Genomic DNA, 21,542 nt, shown 5'->3' on the forward strand with positions numbered 1-21,542 from the left:
CGGGTGGCCGCGGAACTGCACGACGCACGGGCGGAGTTGCGCCGCGTCGAGCAGCGCGAGACGGAGCCGATCGCGATCGTCGCGATGGCCTGTCGCTACCCGGCCGGGGTGTCCTCGCCCGAGGACCTGTGGCGCCTGCTGGCCGCCGGCGGCGATGCGATCGGGCCGCTGCCCCGGGACCGCGGCTGGGACCTGGAGGGGCTCTACGACCCCGATCCGGACGCCCCCGGCAAGAGCTACGTGCGCGACGGCGGCTTCCTGGACCATGCGGCCGACTTCGACCCCGAGTTCTTCGGCATCAGCCCGCGCGAGGCGCTGGCGATGGACCCGCAACAGCGCGTCCTGCTCGAAGTGGGCTGGGAGTTGTTCGAACGCGCCGGGCTGGACCGCGCCGCGCTGCGGGGCAGCCGTACCGGGGTGTTCGTCGGCGCCGGCTCCTCCGGATACGGCACCGGGTTCCGGGAGGTGCCGGAAAGCGTCGGCGGCTACCTGGGCACCGGGACCATCATCAGCGTCCTGTCCGGTCGCCTCGCCTTCGTCCACGGGCTCGAAGGTCCCGCCGTCACGGTCGACACCGCGTGTTCCTCCTCCCTGGTCGCCCTGCATCTCGCGGTCCGGGCGCTGCGCGCCGGCGAGTGCACCATGGCGCTGGCCGGCGGCGTCACCGTGATGTCCAACACCGGCATGTTCAGCGAGTTCAGCCGGCAGCGCGGGATGGCCCCCGACGGCCGGTGCAAGGCGTTCGCCGCCGCCGCGGACGGCACCGGCTGGTCCGAGGGCGCCGGGCTGATCCTGCTGCAAAAGCTCTCCGACGCGCGGCGCGACGGCAACCCGGTACTCGCGGTGGTGCGCGGCAGCGCGGTCAACCAGGACGGCGCCAGCAGCGGCCTGACCACCCCCAACGGCCCCTCCCAGCGCCGGGTGATCCGGCACGCCCTGGCCAACGCCCGATTGACCGCGAACGACATCGACGCGGTCGAGGCCCACGGCACCGGCACCACCCTCGGCGACCCGATCGAGGCACAGGCCCTGCTGGCCACCTACGGGCAGGACCGCGACCCGGATCGACCGCTGTGGCTGGGCGCGATCAAGTCCAACCTCGGCCACACCCAGGCGGCGGCCGGCATCGCCGGGGTGATCAAGACGGTGCTCGCGCTGCGCCACAACCAGTTGCCCCGGACGCTGCACGTGGACGAGCCGTCGCCGCACGTCGACTGGTCGGCCGGGGCCGTCCGCCTGCTCACCGAGGCCCAACCGTGGCCCGACACCGAGGACCGGCCCCGGCGGGCCGGCGTCTCCTCGTTCGGGATCAGCGGCACCAACGCGCACGTGATCCTCGAACAGGCGCCGGCCGCCGCCGAGTCGACCGCCGAACCCGCCCCGGACCCCGTACCCGCGCCCCGGCCCCCCGCGCCCTGGGTGTTGTCGGCACGCGACGACGAAGGGCTGCGCGCCCAGGCCGAGCGCCTGGCCGCCTTCGTCGCCGCCGAACCCGACCTCGCGCCCGACGACGTCGCCTACTCGCTGGCCACCACCAGGTCGGCGCTGGAATGCCGGGCCGCCCTGACCGCCGCGGACCTCGACGGCTTCGCCGAACGGCTGCGTGCGCTGGCCGGCGGCGAGGGCACCGTCGCCGTCGCCGGATCGGACCGGCGGCCGGTTTTCGTCTTCCCCGGACAGGGCTCGCAGTGGGCCGGGATGGCCCGTGAACTGCTGGACAGCACACCCGAGTTCGCCGCCTCGATCGCCGATTGTCAAGACGCGTTGGCGCCCTGGGTCGACTGGTCGACCACCGAGGTGCTGCGCTCCCCGGACGAGGAGTGGCTGGAGCGGGTCGACGTCGTCCAGCCGGTGTTGTGGGCCGTGATGGTCGCCCTGGCCCGGCTCTGGCAGACCCACGGCGTGCGACCCGCCGCCGTGGTGGGCCACTCCCAGGGCGAGATCGCGGCGGCCTGCGTCGCGGGCGCGCTGACCCTGGCCGACGGCGCCAAGGTGGTGGCGCTGCGCAGCCGGGCCATCCTGGACCTGGCCGGCACCGGCGGCATGGTCTCGGTGTCGGTGTCCGCCTCCCGCGCCCACGCGCTGATCGGGCCGCTCGACGGAGAACTGACCGTCGCCGCGGTCAACGGCCCCAACTCGGTGACGGTCGCCGGCGACCAGCCCGCGATCGACGAACTCCTCGCCGTGTGCGAGGGCCAGGGCGTGTGGGCCCGCCGGGTTCCGGTGGACTACGCCTCGCACTCGGCCCGGGTCGAGGCGATCCGCGACCGGCTCGGCAAGGAACTCGTCGGCCTCGTGCCGACCGGCGCCACGGTGCCCTACTACTCCTCGACGACCGGCGCGCTGCTGGACGGCACGGCGCTGGACGGCGACTACTGGTACGACAACCTGCGGCAACAGGTGCGCTTCGACGCAGCGGTCGGCGCACTGCTGGCCGCCGGGCACACCGCCTTCGTCGAGATCAGCGCCCACCCGGTGCTCACCGTCGCGCTGGAGGACGGCATCGGCGCCGCCGACGCGCCCGCCGTCGTGCTCGACACGCTCCGGCGCGGCGCCGGTGGGCCCGGCCGCTTCGCCGAGGCCCTGGCCGCCGCGCACGTGCACGGGCTCACCGTCGACTGGCGGTACCTGTTCGCCGGCCGCCCCGCCCCGGCGCGCCGGGTCGACCTGCCCACCTACCCCTTCCGGCGCCGCCGCTTCTGGCTCCAGGCCCCCGCCGACACCGCTCGCGACGCCGCCGGCCTCGGACTGCTGCCGGCGGGGCATCCGTTGCTCGGCGCCACCGCGACCCTCGCCGACGGCGGCGGGCTGCTGCTGACCGGCCGGCTCGCCGCCGACCCCGGGCCGGCCGACGCCGGGCAACCGACCGCCGCGGCCCTGATCGAACTGGCCGTCCGCGCGGGCGACGAGGCGGGCTGCGACCGGATCGAGGCGTTGTCCCTCCAGACGCCGTCGTCACCGGGGACCGGCCCGCTCCGGCTCCAGGTCGCGGTCGGCGCCCCGGAACCGGACGGCCGCCGTTCGCTCGCCGTGTTCTCCCGGCCGGTCGACGCGGACGCCGCGCAGCCCTGGACCCGGCACGCACAGGGCCTGCTGCGCCCCGGCCGGCCCGCCCCGGAAGCCGACGAGCAGAGCTGGCCTCCGCCGGGCGCCGAACCCCTGGACCCCGGCGCCCGGCCCGAGCGTTCGGCCGCCGCCGGGCACACCCCGGATCCCGCCGTCGCCGGCCTGCGCGCGTTGTGGCGGCGGGACGAGGAACTCTTCGCCGAGATCGCCCTGCCCGACGAGCAGGCCAAGGACGCCGGCGGGTACGGCCTGCATCCCGCGCTGCTGGACGCCGCACTGCACCTGCGCCGGTGGGACGACGCATCCGCCGAGCCCGACACGTTCGCCGACATCGCGCTGTACGCGGCCGGCGCCACGGCCGTACGGGTGCGGCTGCGCCGAGTCGAGGGCCCGGACGGCGGTGTTCGGCACACGTTGTCGTTGGCCGACACCACGGGGCAGCCGGTGGCCCGGATCGGCACCGTCGCCGGCCGACCCGGCTCCTCGACGTCGGGACCGGTCCCGGGGCCCGGGCACGACGCGCTCTACCGGGTCGACTGGGTGAACATCGGCTCCGCCGTCGAGGACGCCGGGGCGGACGACGCGACCTGGGCGGTGCTCGGCACCGACCCCCGCGGCCTGGCGGACGCGCTGCGCGGTGCGGGTGCCTACGTACACGCCTTCGCCGATCTGGCCGCACTGGGCGCCGCGCTGGACTCCGGCGCCGCGGTGCCGGACACCGTCGTGTATCCGGTGGAGCCGGGCGACGCACCGCTGACGGCGGCGGCCCACGCCGCCGCCGGCGAGCTGCTGCCGGTGCTGCGCACCTGGGTCGACGACCCCCGCTTCGAGACGTCCCTACTGGTGGTGGCCACGCGCGGCGCGCTGGCCGTCGCACCGGGCGAGGGCGTGCCGGACCTGCGCTCGGCCACGGCGTGGGGCCTGGTGCGCTCCGCGCAGACCGAGTACCCCGAGCGATTCGTGCTGGCCGACCTGACCGCCGTCGAACCCGGGCTCCGGGCGAGGGGGTTGGCCGCGGTGCCGGGCTGCGGTGAACCCGCCGTCGCGGTGCGCGGGAGTGACCTGCTCGGCGCGCGCCTGGCCGCCCGGCACGATCCGGCCGACCCGGCGACCCGGCCGTTCCGGGCCGGCGACACCGTCCTGATCACCGGCGGCACCGGCACCCTCGGCCGGTTGATCGCCGTCCACCTGGCCGCCACGCACGGCGTACGGCACCTGCTGCTCACCAGCCGTACCGGACCCGACGCCGAGGGCTGCGCCCGATTGCGGGCCGAATTGGCCGAGTTCGGCGCCACCGCCGAGATCGTCGCCTGCGACGCCGCCGACCGGCCGGCCCTGGCCCGACTGCTCGCCGAGATCCCGGCGGACCGGCCGCTGGGCGCGATCGTGCACGCCGCCGGAGTCCTGGACGACGGCGTCATCGAATCGCTGACTCCCGAGCGGCTGGCCGCGGTGTTGCGGCCCAAGGTCGACGCCGCGATCAATCTGCACGAACTGACCCACGAGCACGACCTGTCCGCGTTCGTGCTGTTCTCCTCGGCCGCGAGCGTGCTCGGCAGCGCGGGCCAGGGCAACTACGTGGCCGCCAACGCGTTCCTCAACTCGCTTGCCCAGCACCGGTACGCGCGGGGACTGCCGGCCGTCGCGCTGGCCTGGGGCTTCTGGGAGCAGGCCAGCGGCATGACCGGCCGGCTCGCCGAGGCCGACCTGCGGCGGATGGCCCGGTCCGGCGTCGTCCCGCTGTCCTCGGCGACCGCGCTGGACCTGTTCGACCGGGCGACCGCGGCCGACGAGCCGCTCGCGGTGCCCCTGCGGCTGGACCGGGCCGCCCTGCGCGCCCAGGCCGACGCCGGGGTGCTCCCGGGCCTGCTGCGCGGCCTGGTCCGCGGCCCGGTGCGGCGCACCGCGTCGGCCGCCGCCGGCGGCGGCCGGGTCGCCGAGCGCTTCGTGCACGACCTGCTCGCCCTGGACACGCCCGAACAGGAACGCACCCTGATCGGCCTGGTGCGATCCCAGGTCGCCGCGGTGCTCGGCCACGACGACCCCGAAGCCGTGGACGTCGACAGCCCGTTCAAGAGCCTGGGCTTCGACTCGCTGATCGCGGTCGACCTGCGCAACCGGCTGGCCGCGCTGACCGGACGACGGTTGCCGGCCACCCTGGTCTTCGACTACCCGACCAGCGCCGTGCTCGCCGGATACCTGCGCACCGAACTGCTCGGCACCACGACCGGGACCGCCACCGTCGCCCCGCGCGCCGCGGCGGCCCGCGGGGTCGAACACGAACCGATCGCGATCGTGGCGATGGCCTGCCGATTCCCCGGCGGCGTCGGGTCGCCCGAGGACCTCTGGCGGATGTTGGCCGACGGCCGCGACGGACTGACCGGATTCCCCACCGACCGCGGCTGGCACGTCGACGGCCTCTACCACCCCGACCCGGACCACCCCGGCACCAGCTACGTGCGCGAGGGCGGCTTCGTCGAGCACGCGGCCGACTTCGACGCGGGCTTCTTCGGCATCTCGCCGCGTGAGGCACTGGCGATGGACCCGCAGCAGCGCCTCCTGCTGGAGACCTCCTGGGAGGTGTTCGAGCGGGCCGGGATCGACCCCGACCTGCTGCGCGGCTCGGCAACCGGGGTCTTCGTCGGCGCCGCCAACATCGGCTACCTGGCCGGCATGGAGGTGCCCGACGAACTCGGCGGCTACCTGGGCACCGGCAACGCCGCCAGCGTCGCCTCCGGCCGACTCGCCTACACCTTCGGCCTGGAGGGACCGGCCGTCACGATCGACACCGCGTGCTCCTCGTCCCTGGTCTCGCTGCACCTGGCCGTCCAGGCGCTGCGGGCCGGCGAGTGCACCATGGCGCTGGCCGGCGGCGTCACGGTGATGGCCAACCCCGGACTGTTCGTGGACTTCAGCCGGCAGCGGGTGCTCTCCGCCGACGGCCGCTGCAAGCCGTTCGCCGCCGCCGCCGACGGCACCGGCTGGTCCGAGGGGATCGGCATGCTGCTGGTCGAACGACTCTCCGACGCGCGGCGCAACGGCCACCGCGTGCTGGCCACCGTGCTCGGCTCGGCCGTCAACCAGGACGGCGCCAGCAACGGCCTGACCGCGCCCAACGGTCCGTCCCAGCAGCGGGTGATCCGGCAGGCCCTGGCGAATGCCCGGTTGACCGCCCGCGAGGTGGACGCGGTCGAGGCACACGGCACCGGCACCGCGCTCGGCGACCCGATCGAGGCCCAGGCCCTGATCGCCACCTACGGCCGGGAACGGCCCCCGGGCGAGCCGCTGTGGTTGGGCGCGCTCAAGTCCAACATCGGGCACACCACCGCCGCGGCGGGGGTGGCCGGGGTGATCAAGATGGTGATGGCCATGCGGCACGGCGTGCTGCCCGGAACCCTGCACGTGGACACCCCGACACCGCAGGTGGACTGGACCGAGGGCGCGGTGGAACTGCTCACCGAGGCACGCCCCTGGCCGGACACCGGCCGCCCGCGCCGCGCCGCGGTGTCGGCGTTCGGGATCAGCGGGACCAACGCACACACCGTGCTCGAATACCGCACGCCCGACCCGGCCGACCTCGCGCCCACCGAACCCCGCGCCGATGCGGGGGTGTTGCCGTACCTGCTCTCCGCCAAGACCCCGCAGGCCCTGGCGGCCCAGGCCGAACGGCTGCGGGCGCACCTCGAAGGCGCCGGCGCCGACCTCGCGCCCGCCGACCTGGCCGCCGCGCTCGCCGGCACCCGTACCGCGCTCGACCATCGCGCCGTGGTGACGGCCGCGGACCGGGCCGAGTTGCTCGCCGGGCTCGCCGACCTCGCGGCGGACGGCCGGGCCGGCGGGGTGACCGTCGGCCCGGCCCGCACGGACCGACGCCCGGTGTTCCTGTTCAGCGGGCAGGGCAGTCAGCGGGTCGGCATGGGGCGTGAACTGCACGACGTCTACCCGGTGTTCGCGGAGGCGTTCGATGCCGCCGTGTTCGAGTTGGACCGGCAACTGACCGGACACGTCGCCCACTCGGTGCGGGATGTGGTGTTCGGGGTGGCGGGTACCGAGGGTTTGTTGGACGAGACGGTGTTCACCCAGGCCGGGTTGTTCGCGGTCGAGGTGGCGCTTTTCCGGTTGATCGAATCGTTCGGTGTGCGGCCGGGGTTCCTGCTCGGGCACTCGATCGGCGAACTGGCCGCCGCGCATGTGGCGGGGGTGTGGTCGCTGGAGGACGCGGCGGCGGTGGTGGCGGCGCGTGGGCGGTTGATGCAGGCGTTGCCGGCCGGTGGGGCGATGGTCGCGGTGCAGGCGCCCGAGGACGAGGTGCGGGCGGCGCTGGACGGGTCGGCCGCGGTGGGTGTGGCCGCGGTCAACGCGCCGACGTCCGTGGTGCTCTCCGGCGACGAGGACGCCGTTCTGGCCGTCGCCGCCCGGTTCGCCGAGCAGGGTCGCCGCACCAAGCGACTCGCGGTCGGCCACGCCTTCCACTCGGCCCGGATGGAGCCGATGCTCGCCGAGTTCCGCACGGTCCTGGAAGGGGTTTCGTACGCCGACCCGCGGATCCCGGTGGTCGCCAACCTCACCGGCACGCTCGCCGACCGGGGCGAGTTGACGAACCCGGACTACTGGGTGCGCCAGGTCCGCGAGCCGGTGCGCTTCGCCGAAGGTGTCGCCGCGGTGGCCGCCCGGGGCGGGTCGATACTGCTGGAGGTCGGCCCGGACGCGGTGTTGACCGCGATGGCCCGCGAATGTGTGGGCCCGACCGCGGACATGCCCGCCGTGCCGGTGCTGCGCCGGGGGCGATCGGAACGGGCCACGTCGGTCGCCGCGCTCGGCGCGCTGCACGTGCACGGGACACCGGTGGACTGGCCCGTACTCCTCACCGGCCGCGGCGACGCGGTCGACCTGCCCACCTATCCGTTCCAGCGGCAGCGCTACTGGCTGGACCCGCTGCCCGATTCCCGCCCCGGCGGCGCGTCGCAGGACCCGGAGACCTGGCGCTATCGCACCCGGTGGACACCCTGGGCCGGACACTCGGGCGCGCAGCCGTTCGGCACGTGGGTGGTGGTGAGCCGGCCGGCGAGCCCGGACGCGGACGCGTGCGTGCGGGCCCTCGAACGGCGCGGCGCGGTGGTGCGCCGGCTCGATGTCGACGCGACGCGCTACGACCGGGCCGAGCTAGCCGAGCGGCTGCGCGGCTGCGGCGCCGTCGAGGGGGTGCTCTCGCTCCTGGCCGACCTGCCGGGTGAACGGGCCGACCTGCCCGGTCTCAACCACGCGCCGGCGGCCACCCTCGCCCTCGTGCAGGCCCACGCCGACGCCGACCCGGGCGGGAGGGTGTGGTGCCTGACCTTCGGCGCCGTGTCCACCTCGGCCGGCGATCCGGTCGTGCACCCGGATCAGGCCCAGATCTGGGGGCTCGGTCGTGGTGCCGCGCTCGAACTGCCCGGCGGCTGGGGCGGCCTCGTGGACCTCCCGGTCGCGGCCCGGCCCTCGGCCGACGCCGGCCCGGACGCGCCCGCCGAGGACGCCGACGTCTGGTCCCGGCTCGTGGACGTGATCGCCCACGGCGCCGAGGACCAGGTGGCGATCCGCCCCGACGGCGTGCAGGTACGCCGGCTGGCCCGCGCCGCGTCGCCGGCCGCGACCGACGAACCCGCCTGGCAGCCCGCGGGCACCGTCCTGATCACCGGCGGCACCGGCGGCTTGGGCGCGCACGTGGCGCGCTGGGCGGCGACCGCGGGCGCGCAACGCCTGGTCCTGGCGGGCCGCCGGGGCGCGGACACCCCCGGAGCCGAGGAGCTCGCGGCCGAACTGACCGCGCTCGGCGCCCAGGTGCTGATCGAGACCTGCGACGTGGCCGACCGGAGCGCGGTGCGGCGCCTGGTGGACCGGATCGACGCCGACGGGCCGCCGCTGCGCGCGGTGGTGCACGCCGCCGGGGTGACCCAGGCCGCGCCGATCACGGACACCTCGTTCGTCGACTCCGCCCGGATCACCGCGGGCAAGGCCGCGGGCGCGGTCAACCTGGACGCCGTGCTGGCGGATCGACCGCTGGACGCGTTCGTGCTGTTCTCCTCGATCGCCGGCGTCTGGGGCAGCGGCGCGCAAGGCGTGTACGGAGCCGCCAACGCACACCTGGACGCGCTGGCCCTGGACCGGCGCGCCCGCGGCCTGACCGCGACCTCGATCGCCTGGGGACCGTGGGGCGGCGGCGGCATGGCCGAGCACGACGAAGGGGACCAACTCGCCCGGCGCGGCCTGCGCGCGATGCCCGCAGCGGACGCCGTGGCCGCGATGGCCCACGCGGTGGGTCTGGCGGACACCGACGTGGTCGTCGCCGACGTGGACTGGCACACCTTCGCGCCGCGCTTCACCTCGCTGCGCCCCAGCCCGCTGCTGGGCGACCTGCCCGAGGTCGGCGCCGCCCTCGCCGCGCGGGCCGCTCCGGCCGGCGGCCCGGGTGCGGCCGACCCCGGCCTGGCCGGCCGGCTGGCGGCGGCCGGGGCCGTGGAGCGCGAGACGATCCTGCTGGACCTGGTGCGCGGCGAGGTCGCGGCGGTACTGGGCCACACCTCGGCCGGCGGAGTGCAGGCCGACCAGGCGTTCCGCGACCTGGGGTTCGACTCGCTGACCGCCGTCGAACTGCGGGATCGACTCAGCCGGGCGACCGGCGTCGACCTGCCGAGCACGCTGGTGTTCGACCATCCCACCCCCACCGACCTGGCCACCCGGCTGCGGGCCGCGCTGACCGGCGACGACGTCTCGGTACTCGCCCCGGTGCTGGCCGAACTCGACGGGCTGGAGGTCGCGTTCGGCCGGGTGGCGGACGAGGATCCGCAGGTCCGGGCCCGGGTCGCGCTGCGTATGCGGCGCTTCGTGGAACGGCTCGCCGCACTGGACCGGGACGACCTCGCGGCATCGGACGGGGCGGGCGTCGAGACCGCCTCCGACGACGAACTGTTCGCCCTGCTCGACCACCATCTCGAAGCCCCCGGGCAGGCCCCGAAAGGTGACCCCTCATGAGCGGCAGCGAAGACAGGCTGCGGGACTACCTCAAGCGCGCGACGGTCGACCTCCAGCGGGCCCACGCCCGCATCGCGGAGTTGGAACGACCCGAGCCGATCGCCGTCGTCGGCATGTCCTGCCGCTATCCCGGCGGCATCCGTTCGCCCGAGGACCTGTGGCGACTGGTCGCCGACGGGGTGGACGCGGTCGGCGGGTTCCCCCTGGACCGCGGCTGGCCGGTCGAGGAGCTGTATCACCCCGACCCCGACCACCTGGGGACCAGCTATGCGCACGAGGGCGGATTCCTGGACGGCGCGGGCGAGTTCGACCCGACGTTCTTCGGCATCTCGCCGCGCGAGGCACTGGCGATGGACCCGCAGCAGCGGCTGCTCCTGGAGACCTCCTGGGAGGCGTTCGAACGCGCCGGGATCGACCGGCGCACCCTGAAGGGCAGTTCGACCGGCGTGTTCGTCGGCGGCACCCCCACCGGCTACGGAGCCGGCGTGGAGCGCATGCCCGAGGGCGTCGAGGGCTACGCGCTCACCGGCAGCGTCGGCAGCGTGATGTCCGGTCGGGTGTCCTACGTGCTGGGCCTCGAAGGCCCCGCGGTGACCGTGGACACCGCGTGCTCGTCCTCGCTGGTGGCACTGCACCTGGCTGTACAGGCGCTGCGCGGCGGCGAGTGCACGATGGCGCTGGCCGGCGGGGTCACCGTGATGGCCACCCCGGCCGCGTTCATCGAGTTCAGTCGCCAGCGCGGACTGTCCGCCGACGGACGGTGCAAGCCGTTCGCGGCCGCGGCCGACGGCACCGGCTGGGCCGAGGGCGTGGGCATGCTCCTGGTCGAACGGCTCTCCGACGCGCGCCGCCGAGGCCACCCCGTGTTGGCGGTGGTGCGCGGCAGCGCGGTCAACCAGGACGGCGCGAGCAACGGCCTGACCGCGCCCAACGGCCCCTCGCAACAGCGGGTGATCGAACAGGCGCTCGCCAACGCGGGGTTGGCTCCCGCGGACATCGACGCGGTGGAGGCGCACGGCACCGGCACCCGGCTGGGCGACCCGATCGAGGCCCAGGCGCTGATCGCGAGCTACGGGCCCGGCCGCGCGCCCGACCGGCCGTTGCGCCTGGGCGCGGTGAAGTCCAACCTCGGCCACACGCAGGCCGCGGCCGGAGTGGCCGGCGTGATCAAGATGGTCATGGCGATGCGCCACGGCACGCTGCCCGGGACCCTGCACGTGGACGAGCCGACGCCGCGCGTGGACTGGTCGTCCGGCGCGGTCGAACTGCTGACCGACACCGTCGCCTGGCCGCCGGCGGCCGGCGAACCGCGTCGGGCCGGCGTGTCCGCCTTCGGGGCCAGCGGTACGAACGCCCACGTGATCCTGGAGGAGGACCGCCCCGAGCCCGCCCATCCGCAGGCCGAGGACGGCCCGGTCGCCGGCGCGCCGCACGACGCCCGGTCCGGGCCGCTGCCCTTCGTGGTGTCCGCCCGCGGCGAAGCCGGATTGCGCGCCCACGCCGGCGAACTGGCCCGCCACCTGCGGACCGAGCCCGGCAGCACGCTGCCGGACATCGCCCTCACCCTGGCCGTGCACCGCTCCGCCCTCGACGATCGAGCCGTCGTCCTGGCCGCCGACCGCGCGCAGTTGCTCACCGGCCTGGAGTCGCTCGCCGCGGGGGAGCCCGGACCACACGTGCTGTGCGGCACGGCCCGCTCGGTGACGCGACCGGTGCTGGTGTTTCCCGGCCAGGGTTCGCAGTGGCTGGGCATGGCCGCCGAACTGCTGGACTCCGCACCCGTGTTCGCCGAGCGGTTCGCCGCCTGCGAGAGCGCGTTGGCGCCCTTCGTGGACTGGTCGCCGACGGCGATCCTGCGCTCGGAATCCGAGGAGTGGCTGAACCGGGTCGACATCGTCCAGCCCGTGTTGTGGGCGGTGATGGTGGCGCTGGCCGAACTGTGGCGCTCCTTCGGGGTCGAGCCCGCCGCGGTGGTGGGCCACTCGCAGGGCGAGATCGCCGCCGCGTGCGTCGCGGGCGCGTTGTCGCTGCAGGACGGCGCGAAGGTCGTGGCACTGCGCAGCAAGGCCATCCTGGCGCTGCCCGGCGACGGCGGAATGGCCTCGATCGGCGCCCCCGCCGAGCGGGTTGCGGAACTGCTCGCGGACTACGCCGGCCGGATCTCGGTCGCCGCGGTCAACGGTCCGGCATCGGTGACGGTGTCCGGCGAGTCGGCCGCCCTGGACGAACTGCTCGCGGACTGCGAGCGCGCGGACGTGTGGGCGCGCCGGGTCCCGGTGGACTACGCCTCGCACTCCGCCCGGGTCGAGTCGATCCGCGAACGGCTGCTGATCGAGCTGGCCGACATCCGACCGACCGCGGCCGCGGTGCCGTTCTACTCGGCGGTGACCGCCGACCGGGTGGAGACCGGCACCCTGGACGCGGAGTACTGGTACACCAACCTGCGCGAGACCGTGCGCTTCGAGGAGACGGTCCGGCTGCTGCTCCGGCAGGGCCACGACGCGTTCATCGAGGCCAGCGCCCACCCCGTACTGACCACGGCCCTGCTGGGCACGATCGAAGCCGCCGACGCCCGGGCGCTCGCACTGGGAACCCTGCACCGCGACCAGGACAGCACCGCGGGCTTCGTCACCGCCCTCGCCCGGGCGTACGCGAGCGGCGTCGACGTGGACTGGAGTGCGCTGCTCGCCCGGCCCGGTGCGGCCCGGACCGACCTGCCCACCTATACCTTCCAGCGCGAACGATTCTGGTTGGAGTCCGCACCCGTCGAGGTGGTGGTGCCCGCCGACGCCGAGGCGAGTGCGACGCCGGGGGAGGCGCGCTTCTGGGCGGCGGTCGAAGGCCGTGACCTCGATGCCCTGGTGACCATGCTCGGGGTGACCGGCGCGTCCGGCCGGGCCGAGTTGGCGCCGGCGATCGACTCGTTGGCCGCCTGGCGCGACGGCCGCCGCCTCGGCGCGACCGTCGACGATTGGCGCTACCGGGTGATCTGGCGCCCGGCGACCGACACCCGCGGCGCGCGGCTCGACGGCACCTGGCTCGTGGTGTCGGCCGAGGACGCGACCGACCCGACCCTCGCGGCGCAGTGCGTGGCGGCGCTGAGCGCACACGGCGCGCGGGTGGTGCAATTGCCGGTCATCGCGGCCGACGTCGACCGCGGACCGCTGGCCGAGCGGATCGCCGCGGTCCGCGCGGAGTCGCCGGACGAGGGCTTCTCCGGGGTGATCTCGCTGCTGGGTCCGGAGGAACGGGCCCGCGAGGATCACCCGGCGCTCTCGCACGGCGTGGCCGCCACGATCGTGCTGGCCCAGGCCCTCGCGGACACCGAACCGGGCGGCCCCCTGTGGTGCCTGACCCGCGGCGCGGTCTCGGTGGCGACCTGGGACGCGCTGACCCACCCGGCCCAGGGCCGGGTCTGGGGCATCGGCCGGGTGGTGGGTCTGGAGTTCCCCCGACTGTGGGGCGGGCTGGTCGACCTGCCCGACCGGCCCGACGCCCGTGCCTGGGCCCGTGTGGTCGGCGTCCTGGCCGGTGCCTCCGGCGAGGACCAGGTCGCCGTGCGCGACTCCGGCGTCCTGGTCCGCCGGTTGGTCCGCGCCTCGGCCGCCGACCGGACACCGGTGCGCGACCCGCGGCCCACCGGGACCGTCCTGGTCACCGGTGGCACCGGCGGGCTGGGCGCCCAGGTCGCGCAATGGGCCGCCGAGAACGGCGCCGAGCGACTCGTGCTGACCAGCCGGGCCGGACCCGCCGCCCCCGGCGCCCGCGAACTCGCCGACCGACTGGCCGCGTTGGGCCCACAGGTCACCGTCGCCTCGTGTGACATGGCCGACCACGACGCGGTGACCCGACTGGTCGCCGAGATCGACGCCGACGGCCCGCCGCTACGGGTGGTCGTACACGCGGCCGGCCTCGGTCAGGCCAGCGCGCTCGCCGACACCGACCTGGCCGAGAGCGCCCGGCTCGCCGCGGGCAAGGTGGCCGGTGCGGCGGTGCTGGACAGCGTCCTGGGCGACCGACCGCTCGACGCGTTCGTACTCTTCTCCTCGATCTCCGGCCTGTGGGGCAGCGGCATGCAGGGCGTCTACGCGTCCTCGAACGCCTACCTGGACGCGCTGGCCGAACACCGCCGTTCGCGCGGCGCGACCGCGACCTCGATCGTCTGGGGTCCGTGGGCGGGCGCGGGCATGGCCGACGACGAGCGGGCCCACGAGATCCTGGCCAGCCGCGGCGTACGCATGATCGACCCGCGCACCGCCATCGCTGCGATGGACCGCGCCCTGGAACTGGACGACACGGTCGTGGTCGCCGCCGACATCGACTGGGAACGATTCATCACCGGCTTCACCGCCCTGCGGCCCAGCCCGCTGTTCAGCGAACTCCCGGACGCCCAACGGGTGACGACCGCGGCCGCGGGCCGCGACGACGGCGCAGCCGCGAACAGCGACCTGGCCCGCCGGCTCGCCGAGGTCACCCCCGCCGAACGCGACGCGATCGTCCTGGACACCGTCCGCACCCAGGTCGCCAAGGTCCTGGGCCACACCGCCCCCGCGGCCGTGCCCGCCGACCGGGCCTTCCGCGACCTCGGCTTCGACTCGCTCACCGCCGTCGACCTGCGCAACCGGCTCAACGCCGAGACCGGCCTGGCGCTGCCCACCACGCTGGTCTTCGACTACCCCACCTCGCAGGTGCTCGCCAAACACATCCTGATCTCGCTCGGTGGTAGCCAGGATCGTGTCGCCCTTCCCGCCGCGCGATCGGCGATCCGCGACGACGAGCCGGTGGCGATCGTCGCGATGGCCTGCCGCTTCCCCGGCGGCGTCACCGACCCGGAACAGTTCTGGAACCTGATCGCGGCCGGCACCGACGCCGTCGGCGGGTTCCCCACCGACCGCGGCTGGGACGTCGAAGGGCTCTACCACCCGGACCCCGACCGGCCCGGCACCTTCTACACCAACGAAGCCGGATTCCTGGACGCCGCAGGGGACTTCGACGCCGACTTCTTCGGGATCAGCCCCCGCGAGGCACTCGCCATGGACCCGCAACAACGTCTCCTCCTGGAGACCACGTGGGAACTGTTCGAGCGCGCGGGCATCGATCCGGACGCGCTGCGCGGCAGCGCCACCGGCGTCTTCGTCGGCGGCACCCCCACCGGATACGGCACCGACGTGGCGCGCATGCCCGAAGGCATCGAGGGCTACGTGCTCACCGGCAACGCGGGCAGTGTGATCTCCGGGCGGCTGTCCTACCTGTTCGGCCTCGAAGGCCCGGCGCTGACCGTGGACACCGGCTGCTCGTCCTCGCTGGTGGCGCTGCACCTGGCGGTCCAGGCGCTGCGCCGCGGCGAGTGCTCGCTGGCCCTGGCCGGCGGCGTGTCGGTGACCTCGACGCCGGGCGGCTTCGTGGAGTTCAGCCGACAGCGGGCCCTGGCCGGCGACGGACGCTGCAAGCCGTTCGCCGCGTCGGCCGACGGCATGGGCTGGTCCGAGGGCGTCGGCATCCTGCTGGTGGAACGGCTCGACGAGGCGCGCCGCAACGGCCACCCGGTGCTCGCCGTCATCCGCGGCAGCGCGATCAACCAGGACGGCGCCAGCAACGGGCTGACCGCGCCCAACGGCCCCTCCCAGCAGCGGGTGATCCGGGCCGCCCTCGCCGATGCGGGGCTGGCCGCCGAGCAGATCGACGCGGTCGAGGCACACGGCACCGGCACCACCCTCGGCGACCCGATCGAGGCCCAGGCGTTGATCGCCACGTACGGCAGTGGTCGTGACCCCGAACGGCCGCTGTGGATCGGCTCGGTGAAGTCCAACATCGGGCACACCACGTCGGCCGCCGCCGCAGCCGGGATCATCAAGATGGTGATGGCGATGCGCCACGGCGTGCTGCCCAAGACCCTGCACGTGGACGAGCCGACCCCGCACGTGGACTGGTCGGCCGGTGCCGTCGAGTTGCTGACCGAGGCCAGGAACTGGCCCGCGGGCGCGGAACCGCGCCGCGCCGGCGTCTCGTCCTTCGGGATCAGCGGGACCAACGCGCACCTGATCCTGGAGCAGGCCCCCGAGACGATCGACGCGCACGCCGGCCCGGCCGAACCCGCGTCCGCGTCGGAGTCGGAGCCGGATTCCCAAACACCCGTACTGCCCGACCCCACCGTCCTGCCGTTCCTCGTCTCCGCGAAAAGCCCCGAGGCACTGCGCGCCCAGGCCGCCCGGCTGGCCGCCCACCTGGACGACGACTCCGGGCACGGCATCGCGCTGCCCGACCTGGCCCACTCGCTGCACACCACCCGCTCGGCCCTGCCGCATCGCGGCGTCGTTCGGGCCGACGACCGCGAGGGGCTGCTGCACGGGCTGGCGAGCCTGGCCGCAGGCACCCCGGCCGCCTCGGTCGTCCAAGGCCAGGCCCGGCACGGCGAACGGGTCGTGTTCGTCTTCCCCGGCCAGGGTTCGCAATGGGCCGGCATGGCACTCGAACTACTGGACGGCGCACCGGTGTTCGCCGCACAGATCGCCGCCTGCGAGCAGGCCCTGGCCCCGTACGTGGACTGGTCCCTCGAAGAGGTGCTGCGTGCCGACGCCGAAACCGCCCAGGCGTGGTTCGCGCGCGTCGACGTGCTCCAGCCCGTGTTGTGGGCCGTGATGATCGCGCTGGCCGAACTGTGGCGCTCGTGCGGCGTCGAACCCGCCGCCGTGGTCGGACACTCGCAGGGCGAGATCGCCGCGGCCTACATCGCGGGCGCCCTGAGCCTGGCCGACTCCGCCCGAATCGCCGCCCTGCGCAGCCGGGCCATCACCGCCCTGTCCGGCCGCGGCGGCATGCTCTCCGTCGGCGAACCGGCCGCGCAGGTCACCGCCCGCGTGGACCGATGGCACGGACGGCTGTCGGTCGCCGCGATCAACGGCCCCGGCTCCACCGTGGTCTCCGGCGACACCGCGGCCCTGGACGAACTGATCGCCCAGTGCGAGGCCGAGGGTGTCCGGCACGGCCGCATCCCCGTCGACTACGCCTCGCACAGCGCGCACGTCGAGGAGATCCGCGACCGGCTCGCCGACGTGCTCGCCGGGATCGAACCGCGCCCGGCGCGCATCCCCTTCCACTCGACGGTCGTTGCCGGCCGGCTGGACACCACCGACCTCGACGCCGACTACTGGTACCGCAATCTCCGGCAGACCGTGCGCTTCGAGGAGACCGTGCGCGCCCTGGTCGAAGCCGGACACACCGCGTTCGTCGAGGTCGGCGCCCACCCCGTGCTGGTCGCCGGCATCGAGGAGGTACTCGACGAAACGGACCGCAACGCCGTGGCGTTCGGCACGCTGCGCCGCGACGAGCCGGACGTCGAACGATTCCTCGGCTCGCTCGCCGAGGCCCACGTGCACGGACTGCCGGTCGCCTGGCACACGGTCCTGGGCACCGGCTTCGGCCGACGCATCCCGCTGCCGACCTACGCGTTCCAGCACCGGCGATACTGGCTGGAGTCCGGTACCGGCCGGTCCGGTGCGGGCGACGCCGGCGAACTGGGACTCGCCCCCGTCGACCACCCGCTGCTGCTGGCCGGCACCACCCTGTCCGACCTCGGCCACCTGGTCCTGACCGGCCTGATCTCCCGACGCACCCACCCGTGGCTCGACGACCACGCCGTGGCCGGCACCGTCCTGCTGCCCGGCACCGCGTTCGTGGACCTGGCGATCCGCGCGGCCGACGAGGCGGGCTGCGGCCGACTCGACGAACTGACCCTGGAAGCCCCGCTGATCCTGCCGCCGACCGGCGGAGTACGGATCCAGATCGTGGTCGGTCCGCCCGACGACACCGGCCGCCGCGGTCTCACCGTGCACTCCCGCCCCGCCGCCGATCGGGCCGAGGACGACGCCGGTTGGGAACGGCACGCCAGTGCCCTGCTCGCCCCGACCGCCGGCAGCGCCGACTTCGACCTGACCACCTGGCCGCCGGCGGAAGCCGTCCCGCTCGACACCGCCGACTTCTACACGCAGGCCCGCGACTCCGGCTACGCCTTCGGGCCCGCCTTCCAAAGCCTGCAACAGGTCTGGCGGGTCGGCACCGAGGTGTACGCGGAGGTCGCCCTCGGCGAACGCGAACGCGAGGAGGCCGGGCGATACGGCCTGCATCCGGCCCTGTTGGACGGCGCGCTCCAGGCGTACGGCCTGGCCGGCTCCGGCGGCCGGGACGCCAGGATTTTGCTGCCGTTCACCTGGACCGGCGTCGCGCTGCACGCCTCCGGCGCCCGGCGGCTGCGGGTGCGGCTCATCCCCGAGGGCACCGACACGGTCACCGTGCTGGTGGCCGACCATGCGGGCGCCCCCGTCCTGCGCGTCGACTCGCTCGTGTTGCGCCCCGTCGCCGTGGATCGGATCGCCGGCGGTCGGGACGTCACCCGCGACGCGCTGTTCACCGTCGACTGGAAGTCGGTGACCGCACCCGACACCGGCACCGCCGCGGACACCTGGGCGGTGCTCGGCACACCCGGCACCCCGGGCGTCGACGACCTGCTCGCCGATCTCGCCGACGCGGGCATCGTCCCGGCCGTGTACCCGGACCCCGCCGCCCTCGGCGCCGCCGTCGAAGCGGGGTCGCCGATACCGGACTTCGCCTTCCTGACGCCGAGCGACGGCATCCCGGGGGAGCCCGCCGCGCAGCCCGCGAGCCTGGCCGAGCGGGTGCACACGAGCACCGCCGGGGCCCTGGCCGACCTCCGATCCTGGATCGCGGACCCCCGCCTGGCCGACTCCCGCCTCGTGGTGCGCACGTGCGGCGCGGTGGCCACCGGGCCCGGGGAAACCGTCGCCGACCTCGGCCGGGCCGCGATCGTCGGGCTGGTGCGCTCGGTGCAGAGCGAGCACCCGGACCGCTGTGTCCTGATCGACACGGACGCGTGTGCCGCCTCCCGGGCGTTGTCGCCCACCGCGGTTCGCGCCTCGCTCGCACTGGGCGAGCCGCAACTCGCGGTGCGTGACGGCGCGTTGTATGCCCCCCGACTCGGTCGGATCGGCGGGTCCGCGGCCCTGTTGCCACCGGCCGGCCCGTGGCGGCTGGACACGATCCGAGCCGGGACACTGGAGAACCTCGCCCTGGTCCCGGCCTCGGTCGCCCCGGCGGACGGGGCACCGGGGGAGGGGCAGGTGCGGATCGCGGTACGGGCCGCGGGCCTGAACTTCCGGGACGTGCTGATCGCCCTGGGGATGTACCCGGATGCTGCCACGATGGGCGGCGAAGGCGCCGGCGTGGTCACCGAAGTCGGGTCCGGGGTACCGGGATTCGAGGCCGGGGACCGCGTCCTGGGGATGTTCGCCGGCGGCTTCGGCCCGCATGCCGTCGCCGACCACCGGATGCTGGCGAAGGTGCCGGACGGTTGGTCCTTCGAACAGGCGGCGTCGGTGCCGGTGGTGTTCCTGACGGCGTACTACGGGCTGGCTCGACTGGGCCGGTTGGGCGCGGGCGATTCGGTGTTGATCCATGCCGGTGCGGGTGGTGTGGGGATGGCGGCGGTGCAGATCGCGCGTCATCTGGGTGCGGAGGTGTTCGCGACGGCGAGTGAGGGCAAGTGGGACGCGTTGCGAGGCTTGGGCCTGGACGATGCGCATATCGCCTCGTCGCGGACTCTGGGCTTCGAGGAGCGGTTCCGTGCGGCGACCGGTGGTCGTGGTGTGGATGTGGTGTTGAACTCGCTTGCGGGTGAGTTCGTGGACGCCTCGTTGCGGTTGTTGGCCGACGGCGGCCGGTTCGTGGAGATGGGCAAGACGGACGTGCGGGACGTGGACGTGGTCCGAGCCGCGCATCCGGGGGTGGTCTCGTACGAGGCGTTCGATCTGGTCGAGGCGGCCGGTGCGGACGGGGTCGCGGAGTTGTTCGCGGTGTTGCTGCCGTTGTTCGAATCGGGTGCGCTCGTGCCGATCGTGGTGCGGTCGTTCGATGTGCGGCGGGCGCCGGAGGCGTTCCGGTTCATGTCGCAGGCGCGGCACGTGGGCAAGTTGGTGTTGCGGATGCCGGTGCCGCTCGACCCGGACGGCACGGTGCTGATCACCGGCGGAACCGGCACCCTGGGTGGTCTGGTGGCCCGCCATCTCGTGGTCGAACACGGCGTGCGAAGCCTGGTGTTGGCCGGCCGTCGAGGCCCGGACGCGCCCGGCGCGGCCGAGTTGGCGGCCGAACTCACCGAACTCGGCGCGGACGTCGTCGTCGAGGCGTGTGACGCGGCGGATCGGGAGGCGTTGGCCGCGGTGTTGGCCCGCATCCCGGACGGACGTGCGCTCACCGGCGTGGTGCACGCCTCCGGTGTCCTGGACGACGGCATGGTCGAGTCGATGACGGCCGAGCGACTGGCCCGGGTACTGCGGTCCAAGGTCGACGGCGCGATCAACCTGCACGAACTGACCGCCGACCACGACCTCTCCGCCTTCGTACTCTTCTCCTCCCTCGCGGGTCTGGTCGGCAGCGCCGGACAGGCCAACTACGCCGCCGCCAACACGTTCCTGGACGCGCTTGCCCAGGACCGGCGCGCCCATGGCCTGACCGCCACCTCGCTGGCCTGGGGTCTGTGGGCCCGGGCCAGTGGGCTGACCGGCGAACTCGCCGAGGCGGACCTGGCCCGGATGGGGCGCGGCGGCATCCTGCCGATGGCGCCCGAGTTGGGACTCGCCCTCTTCGACGCCGCCCGCGGCAGCGACGAGGCGCTGTTGGCCCCGGTGCGCATCGACGGCAGTGTGCTCCGGACCGGCCGGGTGGCGCCGATCCTGCGCGGCCTCGCCCGAGGGCCGGCCCGGCGCACCGCGTCGACCGAAGCGACGGCGACCGGCCCCTCCCTGGCACAGCGCCTGTCCGGGCTGTCCTCGGCGGACCGCGAGGAACTGCTCGTCGACCTGGTTCGGGCCAATGTCGCTGCGGTCCTGGGCCACGGCTCGGCGGGCGCGGTGGATCCGGACCGGGCCTTCCGGGACCTGGGCTTCGACTCGCTCACCGCCGTGGAGTTGCGCAACCGCCTCACCGCGGACACCGGACTGCGGTTGCCCGCCACGCTGATCTTCGACCACCCCTCTCCGGCCGAACTCGGCCGGCGGCTGCTCGAAGACCTCGCGCCGGAATCGGCCGACGCACCGGAGAGCACCCCGGAGCACGGCGCCGCGCCGGAGCCGGCCGCGCTGCGCGTCGGCGACCCGCCGGCCGCCGACGCCGGCGCGTCGATCGCGCTGATGGACGCCGACGAACTCATCCGGCTGGCCCTCGAGGGAGCCGGCGAGTCCTGACCCCCGGCCCGGCCCGACGCCACACGTCGGCCGGGCACCCGATGATCGGCCCCGCCGGGCACACCGGCGGGGCCGATCATCGTTTCGGCGGTGCGGACAGGAAAAGGGGAGGGGGGGGGGGGGGGGCGCCCCCCCCCCCCCCCCCCACGAACCGCCGGCCCCCCCCCCCCCCCCCCCCCCCCCCCGCCCCCCGCCCCACCCCGCGAACGG

2 protein-coding genes are annotated in these 21,542 nt (G+C 74.9%); both read left to right on the top strand.

Annotated elements, in window-relative coordinates:
- Nucleotides 1-3 precede the first annotated feature (3 nt).
- Nucleotides 4-10,077: a type I polyketide synthase gene (locus ACH4U8_RS42205; RefSeq protein ID WP_395783761.1), complete on the top strand. Its 10,074-nt coding sequence runs from the start codon at nucleotides 4-6 to the stop codon at nucleotides 10,075-10,077.
- The gene (locus ACH4U8_RS42210; protein WP_395783647.1) at nucleotides 10,074-21,332 is read left to right on the top strand and encodes a type I polyketide synthase; all 11,259 of its coding nucleotides are present in this window, start codon (nucleotides 10,074-10,076) and stop codon (nucleotides 21,330-21,332) included. The genes ACH4U8_RS42205 and ACH4U8_RS42210 overlap by 4 nt, the downstream gene beginning before the upstream one ends.
- The last annotated feature ends 210 nt before the right edge of the window (nucleotides 21,333-21,542 follow it).

The sequence above is a fragment of the Embleya sp. NPDC020886 genome, from assembly GCF_044333915.1.
In the GTDB taxonomy this organism is placed as follows: Bacteria; Actinomycetota; Actinomycetes; order Streptomycetales; family Streptomycetaceae; genus Embleya.